Source organism: Actibacterium sp. MT2.3-13A (genome assembly GCF_018139985.1).
Taxonomy (GTDB): domain Bacteria; phylum Pseudomonadota; class Alphaproteobacteria; order Rhodobacterales; family Rhodobacteraceae; genus JAGSOU01.
The window spans coordinates 104257-125121 of the sequence record NZ_JAGSOU010000004.1; the positions used below are offsets into that span (position 1 = coordinate 104257).

21 protein-coding genes are annotated in these 20865 nt (G+C 69.0%); 14 read left to right on the forward strand and 7 right to left on the reverse strand.

The features are described from left to right. Positions 1-13 precede the first annotated feature (13 nt). Positions 14-1957, reverse strand: coding sequence for a lytic transglycosylase domain-containing protein (locus KCI33_RS05500; RefSeq protein WP_212523761.1), 1944 nt, complete (start codon positions 1955-1957; stop codon positions 14-16). Between the two features lie 150 nt (positions 1958-2107). On the opposite strand from KCI33_RS05500, the gene dapA reads away from it, so the two are divergent. The 6 genes from dapA (at position 2108) to KCI33_RS05530 (ending at position 7464) form a co-directional block, all read left to right on the forward strand. Further along, entirely contained in the window at positions 2108-2980 is an 873-nt protein-coding gene (dapA, locus tag KCI33_RS05505; protein WP_212523762.1) for a 4-hydroxy-tetrahydrodipicolinate synthase, read from the forward strand. 1 nt (position 2981) lies between these two features. Further along, complete coding sequence (gene tsaA, locus KCI33_RS05510; protein ID WP_212523763.1) at positions 2982-3464, forward strand: tRNA (N6-threonylcarbamoyladenosine(37)-N6)-methyltransferase TrmO; 483 nt, start codon at positions 2982-2984, stop codon at positions 3462-3464. Positions 3465-3571: 107 nt separating this feature from the next. Next, on the forward strand, positions 3572-4684 hold the full coding sequence (locus KCI33_RS05515) for a class I SAM-dependent RNA methyltransferase (RefSeq protein WP_212523764.1): 1113 nt from the start codon (positions 3572-3574) through the stop codon (positions 4682-4684). 192 nt (positions 4685-4876) lie between these two features. Continuing rightward, positions 4877-5353: an SsrA-binding protein SmpB gene (gene smpB, locus KCI33_RS05520; protein WP_212523765.1), complete on the forward strand. Its 477-nt coding sequence runs from the start codon at positions 4877-4879 to the stop codon at positions 5351-5353. Between the two features lie 69 nt (positions 5354-5422). Continuing rightward, positions 5423-6274 (forward strand): 3-mercaptopyruvate sulfurtransferase, encoded by an 852-nt coding sequence (gene sseA, locus KCI33_RS05525; RefSeq protein WP_212523766.1) that lies wholly within the window; start codon positions 5423-5425, stop codon positions 6272-6274. 5 nt (positions 6275-6279) lie between these two features. Continuing rightward, on the forward strand, positions 6280-7464 hold the full coding sequence (locus KCI33_RS05530) for an amino acid aminotransferase (RefSeq protein WP_212523860.1): 1185 nt from the start codon (positions 6280-6282) through the stop codon (positions 7462-7464). 138 nt (positions 7465-7602) lie between these two features. Here KCI33_RS05530 and KCI33_RS05535 read toward each other — a convergent pair whose 3' ends face one another. Together KCI33_RS05535 and KCI33_RS05540 are read right to left on the reverse strand one after the other, a co-directional pair. Continuing rightward, entirely contained in the window at positions 7603-8934 is a 1332-nt protein-coding gene (locus KCI33_RS05535; protein WP_212523767.1) for an ammonium transporter, read from the reverse strand. Positions 8935-8966: 32 nt separating this feature from the next. Then, positions 8967-9305, reverse strand: coding sequence for a P-II family nitrogen regulator (locus KCI33_RS05540; protein WP_212523768.1), 339 nt, complete (start codon positions 9303-9305; stop codon positions 8967-8969). 260 nt (positions 9306-9565) lie between these two features. Between KCI33_RS05540 and KCI33_RS05545 the strand changes: the two genes are divergently transcribed. Beyond that, on the forward strand, positions 9566-11719 hold the full coding sequence (locus KCI33_RS05545) for a PBP1A family penicillin-binding protein (RefSeq protein WP_212523769.1): 2154 nt from the start codon (positions 9566-9568) through the stop codon (positions 11717-11719). Between the two features lie 6 nt (positions 11720-11725). Here the strand turns inward: KCI33_RS05545 and KCI33_RS05550 are convergent, their stop codons facing one another. Genes KCI33_RS05550 through KCI33_RS05560 form a run of 3 tightly spaced genes read right to left on the reverse strand, consistent with a single transcriptional unit; the run spans position 11726 to position 13429 of the window. Further along, on the reverse strand, positions 11726-12097 hold the full coding sequence (locus KCI33_RS05550; protein ID WP_249138923.1) for a hypothetical protein: 372 nt from the start codon (positions 12095-12097) through the stop codon (positions 11726-11728). Positions 12098-12099: 2 nt separating this feature from the next. Then, the gene (locus KCI33_RS05555) at positions 12100-12705 is read right to left on the reverse strand and encodes an ABC transporter substrate-binding protein (RefSeq protein WP_212523770.1); all 606 of its coding nucleotides are present in this window, start codon (positions 12703-12705) and stop codon (positions 12100-12102) included. Further along, entirely contained in the window at positions 12695-13429 is a 735-nt protein-coding gene (locus KCI33_RS05560) for a VacJ family lipoprotein (protein WP_212523771.1), read from the reverse strand. The genes KCI33_RS05555 and KCI33_RS05560 overlap by 11 nt, the downstream gene beginning before the upstream one ends. Before the next feature lie 186 nt (positions 13430-13615). Here KCI33_RS05560 and KCI33_RS05565 point away from each other — a divergent pair, with 186 nt between their 5' ends. The 7 genes from KCI33_RS05565 (at position 13616) to KCI33_RS05595 (ending at position 20262) form a co-directional block, all read left to right on the forward strand. Next, positions 13616-15352 carry a type I secretion system permease/ATPase gene (locus tag KCI33_RS05565; RefSeq protein ID WP_212523862.1) on the forward strand — a complete coding sequence of 579 codons (1737 nt, stop codon included), beginning with the start codon at positions 13616-13618 and terminating at the stop codon, positions 15350-15352. Continuing rightward, positions 15349-16650, forward strand: a complete 1302-nt coding sequence (locus KCI33_RS05570) for an HlyD family type I secretion periplasmic adaptor subunit (RefSeq protein WP_212523772.1) — start codon at positions 15349-15351, stop codon at positions 16648-16650. The genes KCI33_RS05565 and KCI33_RS05570 overlap by 4 nt, the downstream gene beginning before the upstream one ends. 66 nt (positions 16651-16716) lie before the next feature. Further along, entirely contained in the window at positions 16717-17181 is a 465-nt protein-coding gene (locus KCI33_RS05575; RefSeq protein WP_212523773.1) for a RidA family protein, read from the forward strand. Further along, on the forward strand, positions 17178-17936 hold the full coding sequence (locus KCI33_RS05580; protein WP_212523774.1) for a glycerophosphodiester phosphodiesterase family protein: 759 nt from the start codon (positions 17178-17180) through the stop codon (positions 17934-17936). Before KCI33_RS05575 ends, KCI33_RS05580 begins: the two co-directional genes overlap by 4 nt. 33 nt (positions 17937-17969) lie before the next feature. Further along, the gene (locus KCI33_RS05585; RefSeq protein WP_212523775.1) at positions 17970-19154 is read left to right on the forward strand and encodes a GNAT family N-acetyltransferase; all 1185 of its coding nucleotides are present in this window, start codon (positions 17970-17972) and stop codon (positions 19152-19154) included. Then, positions 19151-19465, forward strand: a complete 315-nt coding sequence (locus KCI33_RS05590; RefSeq protein WP_212523776.1) for a 4a-hydroxytetrahydrobiopterin dehydratase — start codon at positions 19151-19153, stop codon at positions 19463-19465. The genes KCI33_RS05585 and KCI33_RS05590 overlap by 4 nt, the downstream gene beginning before the upstream one ends. After that, the gene (locus KCI33_RS05595; RefSeq protein WP_212523777.1) at positions 19462-20262 is read left to right on the forward strand and encodes a mechanosensitive ion channel domain-containing protein; all 801 of its coding nucleotides are present in this window, start codon (positions 19462-19464) and stop codon (positions 20260-20262) included. Before KCI33_RS05590 ends, KCI33_RS05595 begins: the two co-directional genes overlap by 4 nt. A 45-nt stretch (positions 20263-20307) precedes the next feature. Here KCI33_RS05595 and KCI33_RS05600 read toward each other — a convergent pair whose 3' ends face one another. Further along, a complete protein-coding gene (locus tag KCI33_RS05600) occupies positions 20308-20796 on the reverse strand; it encodes a peroxiredoxin (RefSeq protein WP_212523778.1) in 489 nt (162 codons plus the stop codon). Positions 20797-20865 lie beyond the last annotated feature (69 nt).

A 20865-nucleotide genomic window follows, 5' to 3' on the forward strand; every position in this document is an offset into this window, starting at 1 on the left:
GCCAAGAAGAAGGCTACTGCGCCCTCAGCTCCGCGCTCAGCCGCAGCGGCACCGCCTGCCCCGACAGCCGCGCGCGGTAAATGGCCAGAGATTCGGCGACCCGCATCACATAGTTGCGGGTCTCGCGGAAGGGGATTGTCTCGATCCAGTCGACCACATCCACGCCGGCCGACCGCGGATCTCCATATTCCTCGATCCAGCTGCGCGGACGCCCCGGCCCGGCGTTGTAGCCTGCCGCGACCAGAACGACATTATTGCCGAATTCCCCGGCCAGCCTCGCCAGGTAGGCCGCGCCGAGCGTCGCGTTGTAGTCGGGGTCGCTCAACAACCGCTCGGGGACGAAGTCGATCTCCAGAGCCCCGGCCATCAGACGCGCGGTGCCCGGCATCAGCTGCATCAGACCGCGCGCGCCCGCGCCGCTGGTCACGCCCGGGTCGAACTCGGATTCGCGCCGGGCGATGGACAGGACAAGCTCCGCGGGGACCGGATGGTCCCGCCCGGCCAGGCCGGTCAGCGGGAAATAGGCGCGCGGCAGGATCGTTCCCTGCCCCGCCGCCACCTTGGCGATGCGCAGCGCGACATGCGGCTCGTCCCAGTCCAGCGCCAGGCCCGCCAGTTGCGCCTGCCCCTCGGGCCCGGCGCCTTCGGCCAGGTGGGTCAGGAACCATTCGACCAGGTTGCGCTCTCCCGCCTCGTGGAAGAGCCGCGCCGCCTCGATCAGCGAGGAGCCGGCGAAGGGCGCCTGCCGCCAGTCGGGATAGTTCTCGGTTCCGGTCAGGGCCGGGTCCATCGCCAGCCCCGCCTTTTCGGCGGCAAGCTGGCCGTAAAAGGCGGTCTGGTGCTGCCCGGCATCGGCATAGGCCGCCTGCGCCGCGTCGCGGCGGCCCAGCGCCTCCAGCGCGCGGCCCTCCCAATAGCCGGCGCGGGAAAGGCTGATCGGCGTCTCCACGGCCGCGCGGAAACGGTGGAAATGCGCAAGCGCCACCTCGGGTTCGCCCAGTCGCCGCAGGGCGATGAACCCCGCGAGCCATTCCAGGTCGGCGTAATCCTCGCCTGACACCAGGAAGTGGTTCGCGGCCAGCCGGTAGGCCAGCTCCGCCTGCCCCTCGCGCATCATCTGGCGGGCATAGATGCGCCGCCAGTTGGCCCATCGCTCGGGCCGGCCGAGGCTGTCGGGCCCGATGCTGCGCTCGTCCATCAGCGCGATCGCGTCCTCGGGCCTTGCCTTGGCCCGGCGCCAGTCGAAACGCTCCCAGGCGAGCCCGCCATCGCCGGCCAGCGCCTCGGGCACCGCGGCGACCAGCGCGTCCACGCCGGGGCCACGGGCGCGCAGCGTCATCCGCGCCACCGCCAGCGCGCGCCAGCCCGCATCGACCAGCGGCAGCACCAGCCGGGCCGAATCATCCGCGCCCTGCCACAGCATCTCGTCGAGCCGGGCGGCGTGATGCGGCGCCAGCAGACGGCCATAGGCGTCCAGCAAGTCGGCATGGCCCTTGGCGTCGAGCGGCAGGCTGCGCCAGGTCAGAACCGCCTGCGCCTCGGCGTCGCCGGCGCGGCCGAGCGCCCGGTAGGCGGCGATCAGGCGCAGCGCGCCCTGCCCCGTCGCCGGCGCGCGCCCGTCGAAATAGGCGACGACCTCGGCCGGGTCGGCCCCGTCCGGAATCGTGCCCTCGCCGCGGACGCGCAGCCGGTCGAGCCCCGGCCAGTCAGACCGGCGCGCGAGGAAGGCGCGGTAGTCGGCGAAATCGCCCTCGCCCGCCCGCAGGCGGCGCCAGGAGACGATATCCTCGGCCACCGGCCCGATCCCGCGCGCCAGCTCCGCGGCCTGCGCCCAGTCATCTGCGCGCACGGCCTTCATCACCGCCGCCAGCGGCGCCTCATCGCTGTCCTTGGCCGGGGCCGGCGCGGCCAGCCACAGGCCGCACAGCAGGGTCAGGATCATATATCGCAGGTGCATGGAAATCCCGTCGTTTCCGAAAACACTAGTGCCGCCCGGCACGGGGGCAATACACAAACTTGGCAACGCCGCGCGCTGCGGCTAGTGTCCGCCGCGTTTGCAACGGGGCGACTCGCCCCCTATCCCGAAAAACACAGGAGGAAGCGTGTCATGATCAAAGGGTCCATTCCAGCCCTGGTGACGCCGTTCAAGGACGGCGCGGTGGATCTCGACACGCTGAAGGCGCTGGTCGAGTGGCAGATCGCTGAGGGCTCGCACGGGCTGGTCCCCGTCGGCACCACCGGCGAAAGCCCCACGCTGACCCACGAAGAGCACGAGATGGTGATCGAAGAGGTGGTCAAGGCCGCCGCCGGCCGGGTGCCGGTGATCGCCGGCGCGGGCTCGAACAACACCGAAGAGGGCATCCGCTTCATGCAGCATGCCGAATCGGTGGGTGCCGACGCGGCGCTGGTGGTCACGCCCTATTACAACAAGCCCACCCAGGCCGGGCTGATCGCGCATTTCACGGCAATGCATGATTGCTGCAACCTGCCGATCATCATCTACAACATCCCCGGCCGCTCGGCCGTGGACATGAGCCCGGCGACGATGGGCGAGCTGGCCAAGCTGCCGCGCATCATCGGGGTGAAGGACGCCACCGGCGACCTCTCCCGCGTGCCCCAGCAGCGCATCACCTGCGGCACCGATTTCCTCCAGCTCTCGGGCGAGGACGCCACGGCGCTGGGCTACAACGCGCATGGCGGCGTGGGCTGCATCTCGGTCACCGCCAACGTGGCGCCGCGGCTCTGCGCGCAGTTCCAGGAGGCGACGCTGGCTGGCGACTACACGCTGGCGCTGGAGCTGCTGGACAAGCTGATGCCGCTGCATATCGCCATCTTCGCCGAGCCCGGCGTCGCTGGCGCCAAATACGCCCTGTCGCGGCTGGGCAAATGCGCGAACGAACTGCGGCTGCCGATCCTGCCGGTCTCCGAGGCGGCGCAGAACCAGATCGACGCCGCGCTGCGCCACGCCGGGCTGATCTGACATGGACGGCGAGATCCGCGAGGGGGAGGAGCGCCTCCCCTTCGATCCCGCTGACAGCGACGGGCCGCGCGTGGCCTTCATCGGGCGCATCCGGTCGCCCTGGGAGAAAGGCACCGCCCCGCGCAACATCGGCAGGGCCCGCGAAACCGGCCAAGGCGCGCGGATCGAGCTGGCCCCCGGCTATGCCCGCGGCCTGACCGGGCTGAAGCCGGGTCAGCCGATCATCGTGATGTACTGGATGGATCGCGGCCGCCGCGACCTGATCCTGCAGAACCCGCGCCACACCGACGGGCCGCGCGGCACCTTCGCCCTGCGCTCGCCCGCCCGGCCCAACCCGATCGCCATGAGCACGGTGCGTATCACCTCGCTGGACATGGAGGCCGGCGTGATCGGCATCGACGCGATCGACTGCTACGACGGCACGCCGGTGGTGGATATCAAGCCCTGGCTGGAAACGGTGGACATGCCGCCCGGAAAGGGCTGATCCCCCGCGGCCTCCCGCAGCGGAGGGCACCCGGCCCCGGTCCGGTGCCGCCCCCCGTGCCGCATTTGCCTATCGCGCCGCGCCGTAATTCGGGCTAAGCCCAGCCAATGACCGCCACCTTCGAAATCTTCCTCGTCGCGCCCCCGGGCCTCGAATCCGTCCTCTGCGACGAGGCGCGCGAAAACGGCTTCGCCGAGGCCAGAACCGTCCCCGGCGGCGTCACGTTTGAAGGCACCTGGCCCGATGTCTGGCGCGCCAACCTCGTGCTGCGCGGCGCCACCCGCGTTCTGGCCCGCATCGGCGCCTTCCCCGCCTTCCACCTGGCGCAGCTCGACAAACGGTCGCGCAAGTTTCCCTGGGGCCAGATCCTGCGCCCCGATGTTCCCGTCCGCGTCGAAACCACCACCAACCGCAAATCCAAGATCTACCACGCGAGCGCCGCCACCCAGCGGGTGGAACGCGCGATCGCCGAGACCCTGGGCGCGCCCATCGCGCCCGACGCCCCGGTCCAGGTCAAGCTCAGGATCGACGACAACCTCTGCACCTTCAGCGTCGATACCTCGGGCGAATCGCTGCACAAGCGCGGCCACAAGCAGGGCATCGGCAAGGCGCCCATGCGCGAAACGCTGGCCGCCCTCTTCCTGCGCCAATGCGGCTTCAGCGGCGCGGAACCCGTGCTCGACCCGATGTGCGGCTCGGGCACATTCGTGATCGAGGCGGCCGAGATCGCCGCCGGCCTCAACCCCGGCCGCGCCCGCGCCTTCGCCTTCGAACAGCTCGCCACATTCGATGCCGCCGCGTGGGACGCCATGCGCGCGACGGGCCCGGCGACGCCGCCCAAGGCGCGCTTCCTCGGCTACGACCGCGACCCCGGCGCCATCCGCATGAGCGCCGAGAACGCCGCGCGCGCCGGTGTGGCCGAATGGACCAGCTTCGCCCAGCAGCAGGTTTCCGAGCTGACCGCCCCCGACGGCCCGCCGGGGCTGGTGATCGTCAACCCGCCCTATGGCGCGCGCATCGGCAACAAGAAGGCGCTCTACGGCGTCTACGGCAGCCTCGGCCAACGACTGAAATCCCATTTCAGCGGCTGGCGCGTCGGCCTTGTCACCACCGAGGCCGGGCTTGCCCGCGCCACCGGCCTGCCCTTCGACCCGCCCGGCCCGCCGATCCCCCACGGCGGCCTGAAAATCCGCCTGTTCCGCACAGGCCCCCTACCCTGACACGTCCCGCGGCCTGTTTCCGTCCCGAAACATCCCCACCGGAAGCCGCCTGAGGCCACGGCCCAAGGGACCGGGCACGCGGCAAAAGCCCTGCGCCGGCGGGCGTGCAACCGGATCACGGCACAACCATCACAACCCGCCGCCGCCTTCGCCCCTCTGGACAGCCGCCCCCGCACCCCATACATCCGCGTCATGGCCCAAGCGAAGACAAACCCCAACTACAAGGTGATCGCCGAGAACCGGCGGGCGCGCTACGACTACGCGATCGAGGAGGACCTCGAATGCGGGATCATACTCCAGGGGTCCGAGGTGAAGTCGCTGCGCCAGGGCGGCTCGAACATCGCCGACAGCTATGCCAGCGTCGAGGACGGCGAGCTGTGGCTGATCAACAGCTACATCGCGCCCTACGAACAGGCCAAGACCTGGGGCCACGAGGAACGGCGCAAGCGCAAGCTGCTGGTCTCGAAAAAGGAACTGGCCCGGTTGTGGAACGAGACCCAGCGCAAGGGCATGACCCTGGTACCCCTGGTGCTCTATTTCAACCACAAGGGCGTGGCCAAGCTGAAGATCGGCATCGCCAAGGGCAAGAAGACCCAGGACAAGCGCGCCACCGAGGCCAAGCGCGACTGGGATCGCCAGAAACAGCGCCTGCTGCGCCACGGCGGCTGAGCCCCGCCCTTGCCTCGCGCCGGGTGGCATTCTATCCATTCGGGACACGCGATTGCCGGAGGCTGCCCCATGTCCACAGATGACCCCAAGACCCTCGTCTCCACCGACTGGCTGGCGGCCCATCTGAAGGACCCCGACCTGCGGATCTTCGACGCCTCCTGGCACCTGCCCACGGCCGGGCGCGACCCGCGCGCCGAATACGAGGCCGCGCATATCCCCGGCGCGCGCTTCTTCGACGTCGACGAGATCTGCGATCTCCGCTCCGAACTGCCGCACATGGCGCCCCCGGTCGAGAAATTCATGTCCCGCATGCGCGCGCTCGGCGTGGGCGACGGCCACCAGGTCGTGGTCTACGACAGCGCCGGGCTGTTCTCGGCCGCCCGCGTTTGGTGGCTGTTCCGCCTGATGGGCAAGACCGACATCGCCGTGCTCGACGGCGGCCTCCCGAAATGGCAGGCCGAGGGCCGCCCGGTCGAGGACCTGCCGCCGGTGGTGCGCGACCGCCACATGACGGTCCAGCGCCAGGCGCATCTGGTCAAGGACGTCACCCAGGTCGCCGCCGCCTCCAAGCTCGGCGACTACGAGATCGTCGACGCGCGCAGCGCCGCCCGCTTCCGCGGCGAAGAGCCCGAGCCGCGCCCCGGCCTGCGCGCCGGCCACATCCCCAATTCGCGCAACGTGCCCTTCGGCGATCTGCTGAATGCGGACGGCACGATGAAGGACCCCGCCGCGCTGAAGGCCGTGTTCGAGGCGGCCGGAGTCGACCTCGCCAAACCCGCCATCGCCAGCTGCGGCTCGGGCGTGACCGCGGCCATTCTGTGCCTCGCAATGGAACGTTTCGGCAAGACCGACTATGCGCTCTACGACGGCTCCTGGTCGGAATGGGGCATGTACAACGACCTGAAGGTGGCCACCGGATGAGCACCCTGCTGTCCCCCCTCCCGCAACAGCCCGAGGACCAGATCCTCAGGCTGATCCGGCTCTTCGCCGAGGATCCCCGGCCGGGCAAGATCGACCTCGGCGTCGGCGTCTATCGCAACGCGCAGGGCCAGACCCCGGTGATGCGCGCCGTAAAGGCGGCCGAGCGGCAGCTGTGGGACAGCCAGCAAACGAAAAGCTACACCGCGCTGACCGGCGACGCCGAATTCCATGCCGCCATGTCCGGGCTGGTGCTGGGCGACAGCGTGGCCGCCGACCGCATCGCCGCGGCGGCCAGCGTCGGCGGCACCGGCGCACTGCACACCGCGCTCGAACTGGTCCGCGCCGCCAACCCGCAGGCCACGATCTGGCTGCCCGATCCGACCTGGCCCAACCACGCGCCGATCGCCGGCCATGTCGGTCTGGCGCGCCGCAGCTACCGCTATTTCGACGCCGCGACCGGCGCTGCCGATCCGGCGGCGATGCTCGAAGACCTCGCCACCGCGGGGCCGGGCGACGTGGTGCTGCTGCATGGCTGCTGCCACAACCCCACCGGCGCCGATCTCGCCCTGCCCGACTGGCAGGCGCTGGCCGGGTTGCTGGCCCGCACCGGCGCCACGCCGTTGATCGACCTCGCCTACCAGGGCTTCGGCGACGGGATCGAGGCCGACGCCGCCGGCACCCGCCTGCTGGCCGCCGCCCTGCCCGAGGTGCTGGTCGCCGCGAGCTGCTCCAAGAATTTCGGCCTCTACCGCGAACGCGCGGGCATCCTGCTGACGGTCACGCCGGACGCGAAATCCCGCGGCCGCGTGCAGCAGAACCTCGCGGCGCTGAACCGGATGAATTTCTCCTTCCCGCCGGATCACGGCGCCCGGCTGGTCGGCATGATCTTGTCGGACCCGGACCTGCGCGCCGACTGGCAGGAGGAGCTCGACGCCATGCGCGCGGGCATCGCCGCCCTGCGCCGCCATCTCGCCGCGGCGCTGCGCGACCGTTCCGGCTCGGACCGCTTCGGCTTCCTCGCGGAAAACCGCGGCATGTTCTCGCGCCTCGGCGCCAGCCCCGACCAGGTCGAGGCGCTGCGCCGCGACCACGGCATCTACATGGTGGGCGACAGCCGCATGAACATCGCCGGCCTCACCCCGCAGGCCGTGCCGCGGCTGGCCGAGGCGATCCTCGCCGCGGGCATCTGACGCCCCTTCTTCTTGGCGCAAATACTCATGGCACGACGCCCGCCACCCGCGTCCCGTTCAGGCCGCGCGCCCAGGGCGCGAAAAAAGCCCGGGCACGCAGGCCCGGGCAGTCGGTTCTCGAACTGACAGGAAGGGAGGTCAGCCTTTCGAGAATTCGGGATAGGCCTCCATGCCCAGTTCCGCGACGTCGAGACCGTTGATCTCGTCCTCTTCGCTGACGCGGATGCCCATGGTGGCCTTCAGGATGAACCACACGACGGCCGAGACCACGCTGACGAAGACGCCCACGACCACGATCGAATAGATCTGCGTCACGAAGGAGGCGTCGGCGTTGGTGAAGACCACCGCGATGGTGCCCCAGATGCCGCAGACGAGGTGCACCGGGATGGCGCCGACCACGTCGTCGATCTTCAGCTTGTCCAGGAAGGGCACGGCGAGAACCACGAGGATGCCGCCGATCGCGCCGATCAGGGTCGCCGCGCCCAGGCTCGGCGTCAGCGGCTCGGCGGTGATCGACACCAGGCCGGCCAGCGCGCCGTTCAGCACCATGGTCAGGTCGGGCTTCTTGTAGAGCAGCTGGGTCAGGATCAGCGCCGCGATCGCGCCGCCGGCCGCCGCCGTGTTGGTGTTGGCGAAGATGCGCGAGATGTCGGCCACGTTGCCCGCCGTGTCCATGTAGAGCTGCGAGCCGCCGTTGAAGCCGAACCAGCCCAGCCACAGGATGAACGTGCCCAGCGTGGCCAGCGGCAGGTTGGAGCCCGGGAAGGGGTGCACCTTGCCATCCTTGCCGTATTTCCCGATGCGCGGGCCGAGGATCAGCGCGCCCATCAGAGCGGCCCAGCCGCCGACCGAGTGCACCACCGTCGAGCCGGCGAAATCGAGGAAGCCCATGCCGTCGAGGAAGCCGCCGCCCCATTTCCACGACGCCTGGATCGGGTAGATCAGGGCGGTCAGGACGATCACGAAGATCAGGAAGGGCCACAGCTTGATCCGCTCGGCCAGGGTGCCCGACACGATCGAGGCGGTGGTGGCGCAGAACATCAGCTGGAAGAAGAAGTCCGATCCGACCGAGGCATAGGTCAGGTCGGTCTCGGTCTCGGCCAGGCCCACCGGCTCCAGCGCGGCCACCGAGAAGGCGCCGAGCACGCCGTCGATGGACCAGCCATCGCCGGGATACATCAGGTTGTAGCCGATCAGGTAATACATCAGCGCCGCGATCGAGAAGAGCGCCACGTTCTTCATCAGCTGCATGGTGGTGTTCTTCTGCCGCACCAGCCCTGCCTCGAGCATGGTGAAACCCGCGGCCATCCACATCACCAGGAAACCGGTGACCAGGAACATGAAGGTGGTGAAGATATAGCCGATCTCTTCGTTCGGCGGCGTCACGTCCGCCTCCTGCGCGAAGGCCGGCAGGGCCAGCATCGCCACGGCGGCGGCGGCAAGGCCCGAATATTTGGTGATTTTCGACATCGGTGTCTCTCTTGCTTGTCTGGAGGTCTGGGTCAGATCGCGTCTTCGTCGGTCTCGCCGGTGCGCACGCGCACGGCCTGACCCACATCGAGGACGAAGATCTTGCCATCGCCGATCTTGCCGGTCTTGGCGGTGGCGGCGATGGTCTCGACCACCTGGTCGGCCATCGCGGTCGGGACCACGATCTCGAGCTTGACCTTCGGAACGAAGTTCACGGCATATTCCGCGCCGCGGTAGATTTCGGTGTGGCCGGACTGCGAGCCAAAGCCCTTGATCTCGGTCACCATCATGCCGCGCACGCCGATGGCGGTGAGCGCCTCGCGCACCTCCTCCAGCTTGAACGGCTTGATTGCTGCAATGATCAGTTTCACGTTGTCACCCTTCCGGTTGGCAGGCCCCTGACGGGGAATTCACCGCTCCAGCAAGCGAAGAGGCGGCGCCTGACTCAAGGAAACCGAAGGGGCTGAAAGGGGCCCGCAGGGGTATAATTGCACAATTTTTGCACAAATTGATGCCTTCGCCTAATTTTTGGGCTGGTTAGGAAAGCGAAATTGTGACAGCGGGGACGCTCCACATTTTCGCTGCAGCGCGATATCCTCGCGCCAAGAGCACAAAAAACATCGAGGTTGACATGCGGGGCAGGGGCAAGCCGCCATTGGTGGCCGATCGGCGCACTCCCGGGAAAGCGGCGAAGAAGACGGCGGCGAAACAGCCGGCGTCCGGCGCGGCGCGGCGCCGCAAGGCGCCGGCCCGGACTCGGCGGCGCAATCCGGTCGCGGCGTTCTTCGGCGGCATCGTCCGCTGGGTGCTCCGCCTGATCTGGCGCTTCACCTGGGGCGTGACGACGGTGGTGGCGCTGCTCGTGGCGGGGGCGGTGTTCTATTTCCAGTCGACCCTGCCGCCGGTGACGCAGCTACTGGACGGGCGCGCGCGCGGCTCGGTCACGTTTCTGGACCGCGACGGCGCGGTCTTCGCCTGGCGCGGCGAGCAGTTCGGCGGCCAGATCACCGCCGACACCGTGGCGCCCGAGTTGAAGAACGCCATCGTCGCCACCGAAGACAAGCGATTCTACAGCCATTTCGGCGTCAGCCCGCGCGGCATCGCCAGCGCCATCCGCATCAACCTGCGCGAGGGGCGCGGGCCGCTGTCGGGCAACGGGGGCTCGACCATCACCCAGCAGACGGCCAAGCTGCTGTGTCTGGGCGTGCCCTTCGACCCCGACAAGTGGGAGACCGAGGCTGCCTATGAGGCCGACTGCCGCCGCACCACCCTGTGGCGCAAGATCAAGGAGGCCACCTTCGCCATGGGGATGGAGGTCAGGTATTCCAAGGACGAGATCCTGACGATCTACCTCAACCGCGCCTATCTCGGCGCGGGGGCGCGCGGCTTCCAGGCCGCGGCCGAGCGCTATTTCGGCAAATCCGCCAACGAGGTGAACGCGGCCGAGGCCGCGATGCTGGCCGGGCTGCTCAAGGCGCCCACCACCTATGCGCCCACCAACAACCTCAAGCGCGCGCAGGACCGCGCCAACCTGATTCTCGGCCTGATGGAGGAGCAGGGATACCTCGGCGCGCGCGAGGCCGAATACGCCCGCGCCCATCCGGCCGAGCTGTCCGAGGCCGCCGCGGCCCGCGCGGGCGGCTATTTCGCCGACTGGGTGATGGACGGCGCGCCGGCGTTCCTGTCCAGCGACACCACCGAGGACGTGATCATCCGCACCACCTTCGACCAGCGGCTGCAACAGGCCGCCGAGGACGCGATGAAGGAGATCTTCGAGGACAAGGTGCGAGATGGCTCGAAGGCGCAGGCCGCGATCGTGGTGATGTCGGCCGACGGCGCGGTGCGCGCCATGGTGGGCGGGCGCAAGACCCGCGTCTCCGGCGCCTTCAACCGCGCCACCATGGCCAGGCGCCAGACCGGCTCGGCCTTCAAACCCTTCGTCTATGCCGCGGCGCTCGATCTCGGGCATACGCCGAACTCCACCGTGGTGGACGAGCCGATCACCCTCAACGTGCCGGGCTCCGGCCCGTATTCGCCCAAGAACTACAGCAACGAATTCATGGGGCGGGTAACGTTGACCCAGGCGCTGACCCATTCGCTGAACATCCCCGCGGTGCGGGTGTCGGAGGCCGTGGGGCGCGAGAACGTCCGCAAGGTCGCCGAGGATTTCGGCATCCAGAGCGATCTCGCGGCCGGGCCCGCGCTGGCGCTGGGCGCCTCGGAATCGACGCTGATCGAGATGACCGGCGCCTATGCCGGCATTCTGAACGGCGGGCGCAGCGTGCGCCCCTACGGCCTGGTCGAGCTGCGCCTGCAGGGCGACGACGCGCCGCTGATCGGTCAGGAGGGCGGCATGGGCGAGCGGGTCATCTCGGAGCGCGCCGCGCAGAGCCTGACCTACATGATGCACCAGGTGATCGAGGCCGGCACCGGCCGCCGGGCGAAGCTTCCCGACCGCCAGGCGGCGGGCAAGACCGGCACCACCCAGGCCGCGCGCGACGCCTGGTTCATCGGGTTCACCGCCGATTATGTGGCCGGCGTCTGGATGGGCTATGACGACAACACGCCGCTGACCGGCGTGACGGGCGGCGGGCTGCCGGCCGAGATCTGGCACGAGACCATGCTGCGCGTGCACGAGGGGCTGCCGCCGCGCCCGCTGCCCATGCTGGTGCCCGAATCGCTGCGCGACCACGCGCTTGAGGGTCGCGGCGCGGGGCGCCGGAACGATCCCGCCGAAACCGTGCTGCGCGAGGTCCTCAGGACCCTGCTCGGCCAGCGCAACTGACGCGCCTCACTGCCCGGCGGCCGCCGGGTTCGGGTCCGGGCAGCGGTCATACTGGAAGGCATAGCCGTTCCAGACCATGATCAGCCCGCCGTCGGCGGCCGTCATGAACAGCGCCCGCGCCGTCCAGGCCGAGCCCTCGCCGCTGCACGCCATGTCGTAGAGGACGGCATCCATGCCGCGCACGCTGACCGGATTCTCCATCCGGCACTGCATCTCGACGCCGTGGAAGATTCCGTCGCGCACCATCAGCGCGCCGCCATCCACGCCGACCAGCCCGCAATCCCAGGCCGGGCCCTGCTTGTAGACCCCGTCGAACCCGCCGGCGAAACCGGGGGCCGCCAGGGCCCCCAGAACCGCGAGGATCGCCGGGTGTCGCATGTTCAGCCCGCTTTCTTGAGGTCCTCGATCAGCAGATCGATATTGCCGCGACGCTGGTCCAGCATGGCGCCGATCTCGGTCCGCTCGGACGCCATCATGTTCACGCCCTCGATATACATGTTGAAGAACAGGTTGCGCCCGCTCTTGTCGGAAACGAGGAAGACCACCTCCAGCGGCGCCTCGCCGCGCAGGAAGGCGGTGGTCTTGACCTCGTAGAAGCTCTTCACCTGGCGCGCCTGCTGCACCTCCAGCTTGCCGCCAATGAATTCGCGGAACCGCTTGCCGTATTTGCGCGAGATGTAGCCGCGGAAGGCCAGGGTGAAAGCGTTCATCTGGGACGCGCTGGCCGAGCGCGCCGCGATCCCCAGCGCCGAACGCGCGACGATCTGCACATCGGCGTATTTGATGAAGATCTTCTCGAATTCGCCATACATCGCCGCCTCGGGCTTGCCCGAGTTGATCACGCGGTTGATCTCGTTCACCAGGTCGTCGATCAGCTGCCGCGCCTCTTCGGTGTTCAGCGCCAGGGCAGGCCCGGTGAGGGCGATGCCGGCCACGCCGGCCATCAGGCCGGACAGAACGGAGCGGCGGGAAATCTCATTCACCATAGGGGTCCTCATAGGGATCGTAATAATCGGGTTCCTCGCTGCCGCCCAACTCGAAACGGCGGTTCTGCAAATACAGGATGCGCGCCTGGGCGTAGCTGTCCGCACTGTCATATAGGATGGAATCGATCAGTTCGGAATGGTCGTAGCGATCACCAACCCGTGCGGCGATGCCCGCCGCGGCCGCGATCTCGGCCTCGGGATAGGTCAGGACCGACCCGATCGGGTTGAGCGCGATATCGACCACCTTGCCGATCGCGTCCCGCTCGGTCGAGGGGCCGAGCACCGGCAGCTCCAGATAAGCGCCCTCCCGGAAGCCCCAGACATGCAGGGTCTCGCCGAAATCCGTCTTGCGCTCGGTGATGCCGATGTCGCTGGCCGGGTCGAACACCCCCGCCAGCCCGATGGTCGAGTTGAACAGGAAGCGCCCCGCGTTCCAGGCGGCGTCGTCCAGCCGGAGTTGCAGCACGCTGTTCACCACCATGCCCGGCAGCGAAAGGTTGTCGGAGAAATTCTCGATCCCCGCCCGCACCGGCTTGGGCACGGCGCGGCCGTAGCGTTGCGAACCCGGGCGCATGAAGGTGCGGTCGAGCTGCTTGTTGGCTTCATGCACCTCGCGGTTGCGGGCCTCGAACGGGTCGTTGATCTCGCCCGGACCGCTGGGGGGAGTGCAGGCCGTCAGCAGGCTGATCCCGGCGATGCCGGCGAGGCGCAAAAGGGTGTTCATCGGATCGGCCCTCAAAATCAAAAAATCGGAATCCACTCTGCGGCAGGCAGGTTCCTCACCGCGCGAACATAGCCACACGACTAAAGAAGCCCAGATGCGCCCACGATACAACCAAACCGTTGTGGCCATGAGGTGACATGTGCAACAACATGCCGGCGGACAGAAGAGGAGCCAGGAACAATGGCGATGAGGCGCGCCGAACTGGAGAAGGGCCTGGCCGAGCTGCGAGCCGCGCGGCGGGCCAGCAAGGGGTTGTTCGCGGGCGCCTTCCTGTTCAGCGTTTTCGTCAACCTGCTGATGCTGACCGGCCCGCTGTTCATGCTCCAGGTCTATGACCGCGTTCTCGGCAGCCGCTCGGAAGAGACGCTGCTGGCGCTCTTCGTGCTGGTCGCCTTCCTCTACCTGATGATGGGCCTTCTGGATTTCGCGCGCGGGCGCGTGATGGCCCGCGTGGCGGCGCGGTTCCAGGCGCTGCTGGATGCGCGGGTGTTCTCGGCGGTGCTGCGCAAGCAGGCGCTGGCGCGCGGCGCGCCCGAGCCGCAGAGCGGGATGCGCGACCTCGACGCCGTGCAGCGCTTCCTCGGCTCGCCCGCGCTGCTGGCGCTGTTCGATGCGCCCTGGACGCCGGTCTTCCTGGCCGCGATCTATATCTTTCACGCCTGGCTGGGCAGCCTGGCCCTGATCGGCGGCGGGCTGATCGTGCTGGTGGCGGTGCTCAACCAGCTGCGCACCCGCGTGCCGGTGGAACAGGCCAATGCCGCTGCCGCCGGGGCCGACCACCTGGCCGAGCAACTGCGCGGCGAGGCCGAGATGGTCCGCAGCCTCGGGATGGAGGGCGCCGCCTTCGCCCGGTGGGAGCGCGCCCGCGGCACCGCCGCCGACCGCCGCATCGAGGCCGCCGACCGCGCCGGCGCCTTCCAGACCGCCTCCAAGTCGTTCCGGATGTTCCTGCAATCGGCGATGCTGGCGCTGGGCGCCTGGCTGGTGTTGCGCGGCGAACTGACCCCGGGCGCGATGATCGCGGGCTCGATCCTGATGGGCCGCGCATTGGCCCCCATCGATCAGTCGATCGGCCAGTGGGAAATGATCCAGCGCGCCGCGCAGGGCTGGCATAACCTGGGCGAGCTTCTGGCCGAGATGCCGCGGGAACCCGAACGCATGCCGCTGCCGGTTCCCAAGGCGCGCCTCGAGGTGCAGCAGCTGACGGTGGTGCCCCCGGGCGAGCAGCAGGCCGCGCTGCGCATGGTCTCCTTCAGCGTGCCGCCGGGGCAGGCGCTGGGCGTGATCGGCCCCTCGGGGGCGGGCAAATCCACGCTGGCCCGCGCCCTGACCGGCGTGTGGCGGCCCGCCGGCGGGCGCATCCGGCTGGATGGCGCCGCGCTGGAGCAATATGACCCCGACGTGCTGGGCAGCCATATCGGCTACCTGCCGCAGCGGGTGGTGCTGTTCGACGGCACCATCGCCGAGAACATCGCCCGCATGGCGCTGCAGCCCGACCCCGAAAAGGTGGTGGCGGCGGCGAAAAAGGCCGCCGCGCACGAGATGATCCTGCAGCTGCCCAACGGCTATGACACCCGCGTCACCGCCGCCGGCGGGCGGCTGTCGGGTGGCCAGATGCAGCGTATCGGGCTGGCGCGCGCGATGTATGGCGACCCGGTGCTGCTGGTGCTGGACGAGCCGAATTCGAACCTCGACAATGAAGGGTCGGTGGCGCTCAACCAGGCCATCCGGCAGCGCAAGGCCGAGGGGAAATCGGTGCTGATCATGGCCCACCGCCCGGCGGCGATCCAGGAATGCGACCTGCTGCTGGTTCTGGACGGCGGCGCGCGCAAGGCGTTCGGCCCGCGCGACCAGGTGCTGCGCGAAACCGTGACCAACCATGCCCAGATCACCAAATCCACCGATGCCGGAGGCGTGGCATGAGCACCGGGAACCTGCATTCGTCGCGCGGCCCTCTGACCCTGGGCATGCTGGCGCTGGTGATGCTGCTGGGCGGCTTCGGCGGCTGGGCGGTCATGACCCGCATCGCGGGGGCGATCATCGCGCCGGGCCAGGTCGAGGTCGACCAGAACCGCCAGGTGGTGCAGCACCCCGATGGCGGCGTGGTCGAGCGCATCGCCGTGGACGAAGGCGATTTCGTCCAGGCCGGCGACCTGCTGATCCAGCTCGACGCCGAGCAGCTGCGCTCGGAGCTGGCCATCGTCGAGGGCCACCTGTTCGAACTCATCGCCCGGCGCGACCGCCTCCAGGCCGAGCGCGACGACGACGCCGGGGTGCAGTTCGACCCCTGGCTGACGGAACTTTCCGGCACGCGCCCCGAGGTCGCCGACCTGATGGAGGGCCAGGCCCGCCTCTTCGCCGCGCGCGCTGATTCGCTGGCCCGCGAGGCCGAACAGCTGGCCAAGCGCCGCGGCCAGATCGCCAACCAGGTGGAGGGAATCAAGGCCCAGCAGGAGGCGCTGGCAGGCCAGCTCGCCCTGATCGCGGAGGAACTGGACAGCCAGCAGCAGCTTCTCGACAAGGGGCTGGCGCAGGCATCGCGCGTGCTCGCGCTCCAGCGCGAGGAAACGCGCCTGCGCGGAGATCTGGGCAAGCTGACCGCCGCCGAGGCCGAGGCCGAGGGCCGCATCACCGAGATCGAGATCGAGATCCTCAAGCTCGGCACCGCCCGCCGAGAAGAGGCGATCACCCAAATCCGCGACCTTCAGTCCAAGGAACTGGAACTGGCCGAGCGCCGGCAGGCGCTGCTGGCGCAGCTCTCTCGGCTGGAAATCCGCGCGCCGGTCTCCGGCGTGGTCTACGGGCTGTCGGTCTTCGCCCCGCGCGCGGTGATCCGCGCGGCCGACCCGGTCATGTTCCTGGTGCCGCAGGACCGCCCGCTGGTCATCGCCGTGCGAATCGACCCGATCCATGTCGACGAGGTCTTCGTCGGCCAGCCCGTGACCCTGCGCTTTGCAGCCTTCGACAGCCGCACCACACCTGAGATCTTCGGCCAGTTGGTGCGCGTCTCGCCCGATGCCTTCTTCGACGACCGCAGCCAGCAGACCTTCTACCGCGGCGAGGTGGTGCTCAATCCCGGCGAGCTGGAGAAGCTGGGCGATCTGAAGATCATCCCCGGCATGCCGGTTGAAACCTTCCTGCGCACCGACGAGCGCACGCCGCTGGCCTATCTGATCAAGCCGCTGGCCGACTATTTCAACAAGGCGTTCCGGGAAAGCTGATTTCAGGCTTTCCCGGCTGCCGGGGCCGCGATAGCGTGCCCGCGAAACCGATCAAGGAGAGCTGAGATGAGCGGAAATTACGAGGCCCGGCTGGCCGAACTGGGCGTGACCCTGCCCGACGCCCCCGCGCCCGCGGCCAATTATGTGCCTTACACGAAATCGGGCGACCTGGTGTTCGTCTCGGGCCAGGTCTCGATGAAGGACGGCGTGTTCATCACCGGCAAGCTGGGCGCCGACACCAGCATCGAGGACGGCGCGGCGGCGGCGAAGACCTGCGCCATCGGCCTGCTGTCGCAGGTCAAGGCCGCCTGCGAGGGCGATCTCGACCGGCTGGTGCGGGTGGTCAAGCTGACCGGCTTCGTCAACTCCACCCCCGATTTCTGCGACCAGCCCAAGGTGGTCAACGGCGCCTCCGACTTCCTGGTCGCGGTGCTGGGCGACGCGGGCCGGCATTCGCGTTCGGCCGTCAGCGCGGCCTCGCTGCCCTTCGGCGTGGCGGTGGAGGTCGAGGGCATCTTCGAGATCCGATGACCCCTTTCCTGAGCCGCCCGATCGCGCATCGCGCCTTGCACGATCTCGCCGCCGGCCGGCCCGAGAACTCGCGCGCGGCCATCGCGGCCGCGATCGCGGCAGGCTATGCGATCGAGATCGACGTGCAGCTTTCGGCGGACGGGCGGGCGATGGTGTTTCACGACGACGATCTCGGGCGGCTGACGCCCGAGACCGGCGCGCTGCGCCAGCGCGGGGCGGCGGAACTGTCCGCGATTCCGCTGAAGGGCGGGGCCGAGGGCATCCCCACCCTGCGCGAGGTGCTGGAACTGGTCGCGGGCCGCGCGCCGCTGCTGATCGAGGTCAAGGATCAGGACGGCACGTTGGGCCCGGACGTGGGCCCGCTGGAACGGGCCGTGGCCGCGGATCTGGCGGGCTACGCGGGCGCGGTGGCGTTGATGTCCTTCAACCCGCATTCGGTGGCCGCGCTGGCCGAGGCCGCGCCGCAGATCCCGCGCGGCATCACCACCTGCGGCTATGCCGCCGAGCATTTCCCCGACTTGCCCGAGGCCACCCGCGCCCATCTGCGCGCCATCCCCGATTTCGACCGGGTGGGCGCGAGCTTCATCTCGCATGCCGCGTCCGATCTCGACCACCCCCGCGTGGCCGAGCTGAAGGCGCGCGGCGTGCCCATCCTGTGCTGGACCATCCGCTCGGCCGAGGCCGAGGCGCAGGCCCGCCGCATCGCCGACAACATCACCTTCGAAGGCTACGCCGCGGCCCACCCGCCGGCTTGACGCGCCCGCGCGGGGGACCACCTAAAGGGAACCATGGGCGACACACAGGTAGACATAACGGTGCTGTCCTCGCTGGCCGAAATCCCGGCCAGCGACTGGGACGCCTGCGCCTGTCCCGAGGCCGCCGCGGGCCGCCCGAACGATCCCTTCACCACCCACCGCTTCCTCAAGGCGCTGGAGGACAGCGGTTCCATCGGCCCCGGCACGGGCTGGGAGGCGCATCACCTGGTCGCGCGCGCGGGCGGCGAGGTGATCGCCGTGGCGCCGCTCTATGCCAAATCGCACAGCCAGGGCGAATATGTCTTCGACCACAGCTGGGCGAATGCCTATGAGCGCGCCGGCGGACGCTACTATCCGAAACTGCAGATTGCCGTGCCCTTCACCCCCGCCACCGGGCGACGCCTCCTGGCCCGGCCGGGGCATGAGGCCACCGGCCGCGCCGCGCTGGTGCAGGGCGCGGTGCAGCTGGCGGCCGAGAACGGGCTGTCGTCGCTGCATGTCACCTTCTGCACCGAAGGCGAGGCCGAGGCAGGCCGGCAGATGGGCCTGCTGCACCGCATCGGCCAGCAGTTCCACTGGGAAAACGCGAGGTATGGCGATTTCGACGCCTTCCTCGCGCAACTTTCCTCGCGCAAGCGCAAGAACATCCGCAAGGAACGCGCCACCGCGCAAGCCTTCGGCGGCGCGGTACGGCAGTTGACGGGCGACCAGATCGCGCCGCGGCACTGGGATGCCTTCTGGCGCTTCTACCAGGACACCGGCGCGCGCAAATGGGGCTCTCCCTATCTCACCCGCGCCTTTTTCGACATCGCGCATGAAACCATGCGCGACGACATCCTGCTGGTGCTTGCCGAACGCGACGGCCGCGCCATCGCCGGCGCGCTGAACTTCATCGGGCGCGACGCCCTTTATGGCCGCTACTGGGGCGCGGTCGAACATCACCCCTGCCTGCATTTCGAGGCGTGCTATTATCAGGCGATCGACTATGCCATCGCGCATGGCCTGGGCAGGGTGGAGGCCGGCGCGCAGGGCGAGCACAAGCTGGCGCGGGGCTACCTGCCGGTGGCCACCCATTCGCTGCACTGGATCGGCGATCCGGGCTTCCGGCGCGCGGTCGAGGACTATCTCGCGGCCGAGCGCGACGCCGTGGGCGAGGAGATCGAACTGCTGACCGATTGGGGCCCCTTCCGCAAGCAACCGCATGAGGAGCCGGAATGACCGAAAAAATGACCGAGGCCGAACGCCGGGCGGACTTGGCGCCGCTGCTCGAACGGGGCTGGGCCATGGCGGAAGGGCGCGATGCGATCGCCAAAACCTATCAGTTCGCCGATTTCACCGCGGCCTTCGCCTGGATGACCCGCGCCGCGCTCTGGGCCGAGAAATGGAACCACCACCCGGAATGGTGCAACGTCTACCGCAGGGTGCACGTCACCCTCACCACCCATGACGCGGGCGGGCTGAGCGCGCTGGACGTGAAACTTGCCCGCAAACTGGACGACCTCGCGCAACAGCAACAAGGACAAGCATGACACAGATGGACCCCACGATCCTGATCGCCCTCGCCACCAATGCGGTTTCAGCGCTGGCCATCGCGCTCGGCGCGCTCTGGCTCAGCGGCATCGCCCGGCGCCGGATCGCCGGGATGGGCGAAAAGAACCCGAGGCTCGACGTCACCCTGATGCGCTTCGCCGGGTCGGTGGCCAGCTACCTGATCATGGCGGTCGCCGCGATCTTCATCCTCGGCCGATTCGGGATCGAGACCACCTCGCTCGCCGCGCTGCTGGGCGCCGCGGGGCTGGCCATCGGCCTGGCGCTCCAGGGCACGCTGTCGAACGTGGCGGCGGGGGTGATGCTGATCGGCTTCCGCCCGTTCAAGGTGGGCGACTACATCACCGCGGCGGGCCAGTCGGGCACGGTCTCGGCGGTGACGCTGTTCACGACCGAGCTGACGACACCCGACAACGTGCAGATCATCGTGCCCAACGGCGATATCTTTTCCTCGGCCATCACCAACTATTCCTATCACAAGACCCGGCGCTGCGACCTGGTGTTCGGCGTGTCCTATGACAGCGACCTGAAAACGGCCGAGACCATCATCCGCGACTGCATCAAGGCCGACCCTCGCGCCCATGCCACGCCCGAGCCCTTCGTGAAAGTCTCGAATCTCGGCGACAGCTCGGTCGATTTCACGGTGCGCGTGTGGTGCGATTCGGGCGATTTCTGGGGGCTGAAATTCGACCTCACCCGCGCGGTGAAAGAGGGCTTCGACACCGGCGGGATCGAGATCCCCTTCCCCACCCAGACCGTCATCCGCACCGCGAGCTAGGAAAGCGCGGCACCCCGTCACGCGGGGCGCCGCCTGTCCCGCGGCTTACACCGCCTCGAGGAACTTCTCGCCGGTGGTGAGGTCGCAGACCCCCGGCTCGTCGACCTGAACGGCGCGCACCACCCCGTCCTCGACCAGCGCTGCATAGCGGCTCGACCGGCCGATCAGCCCGATCGCGGGCGCGTCGAACGACATGCCCAGCGTGCGCGTCAGCTGCCCCTCGGCATCGCCGAGGAAGGTGATGCCGGCGGCCTTGGCCCCGGTCGCCTCGCCCCAGGCATCCAGCACGAAGGCGTCGTTGACGGCGATGCAGATGATCTCTTCCACACCCTTTTCGCGGAAGGCGTCGGCCGCGCGCATGAAGCTCGGCAGATGCGCGGCGGAGCAGGTGCGGGTGAACGCCCCCGGCAGGGCAAAGATCACCACCTTGCGGCCCTTCAGCACCACGTCCAGCGGCACCGCCTCGGGCCCGCCGTCAGCGCCGATCCGCACCATCGTCACCGCAGGCAGCCTGTCACCAACCGAAATTCCCATCGCGTTCTCCCTCGCGCATTGCCAATTTCCCGGCACCACATGTAGGGTGCGGGCCAGCCAACGCCAGAG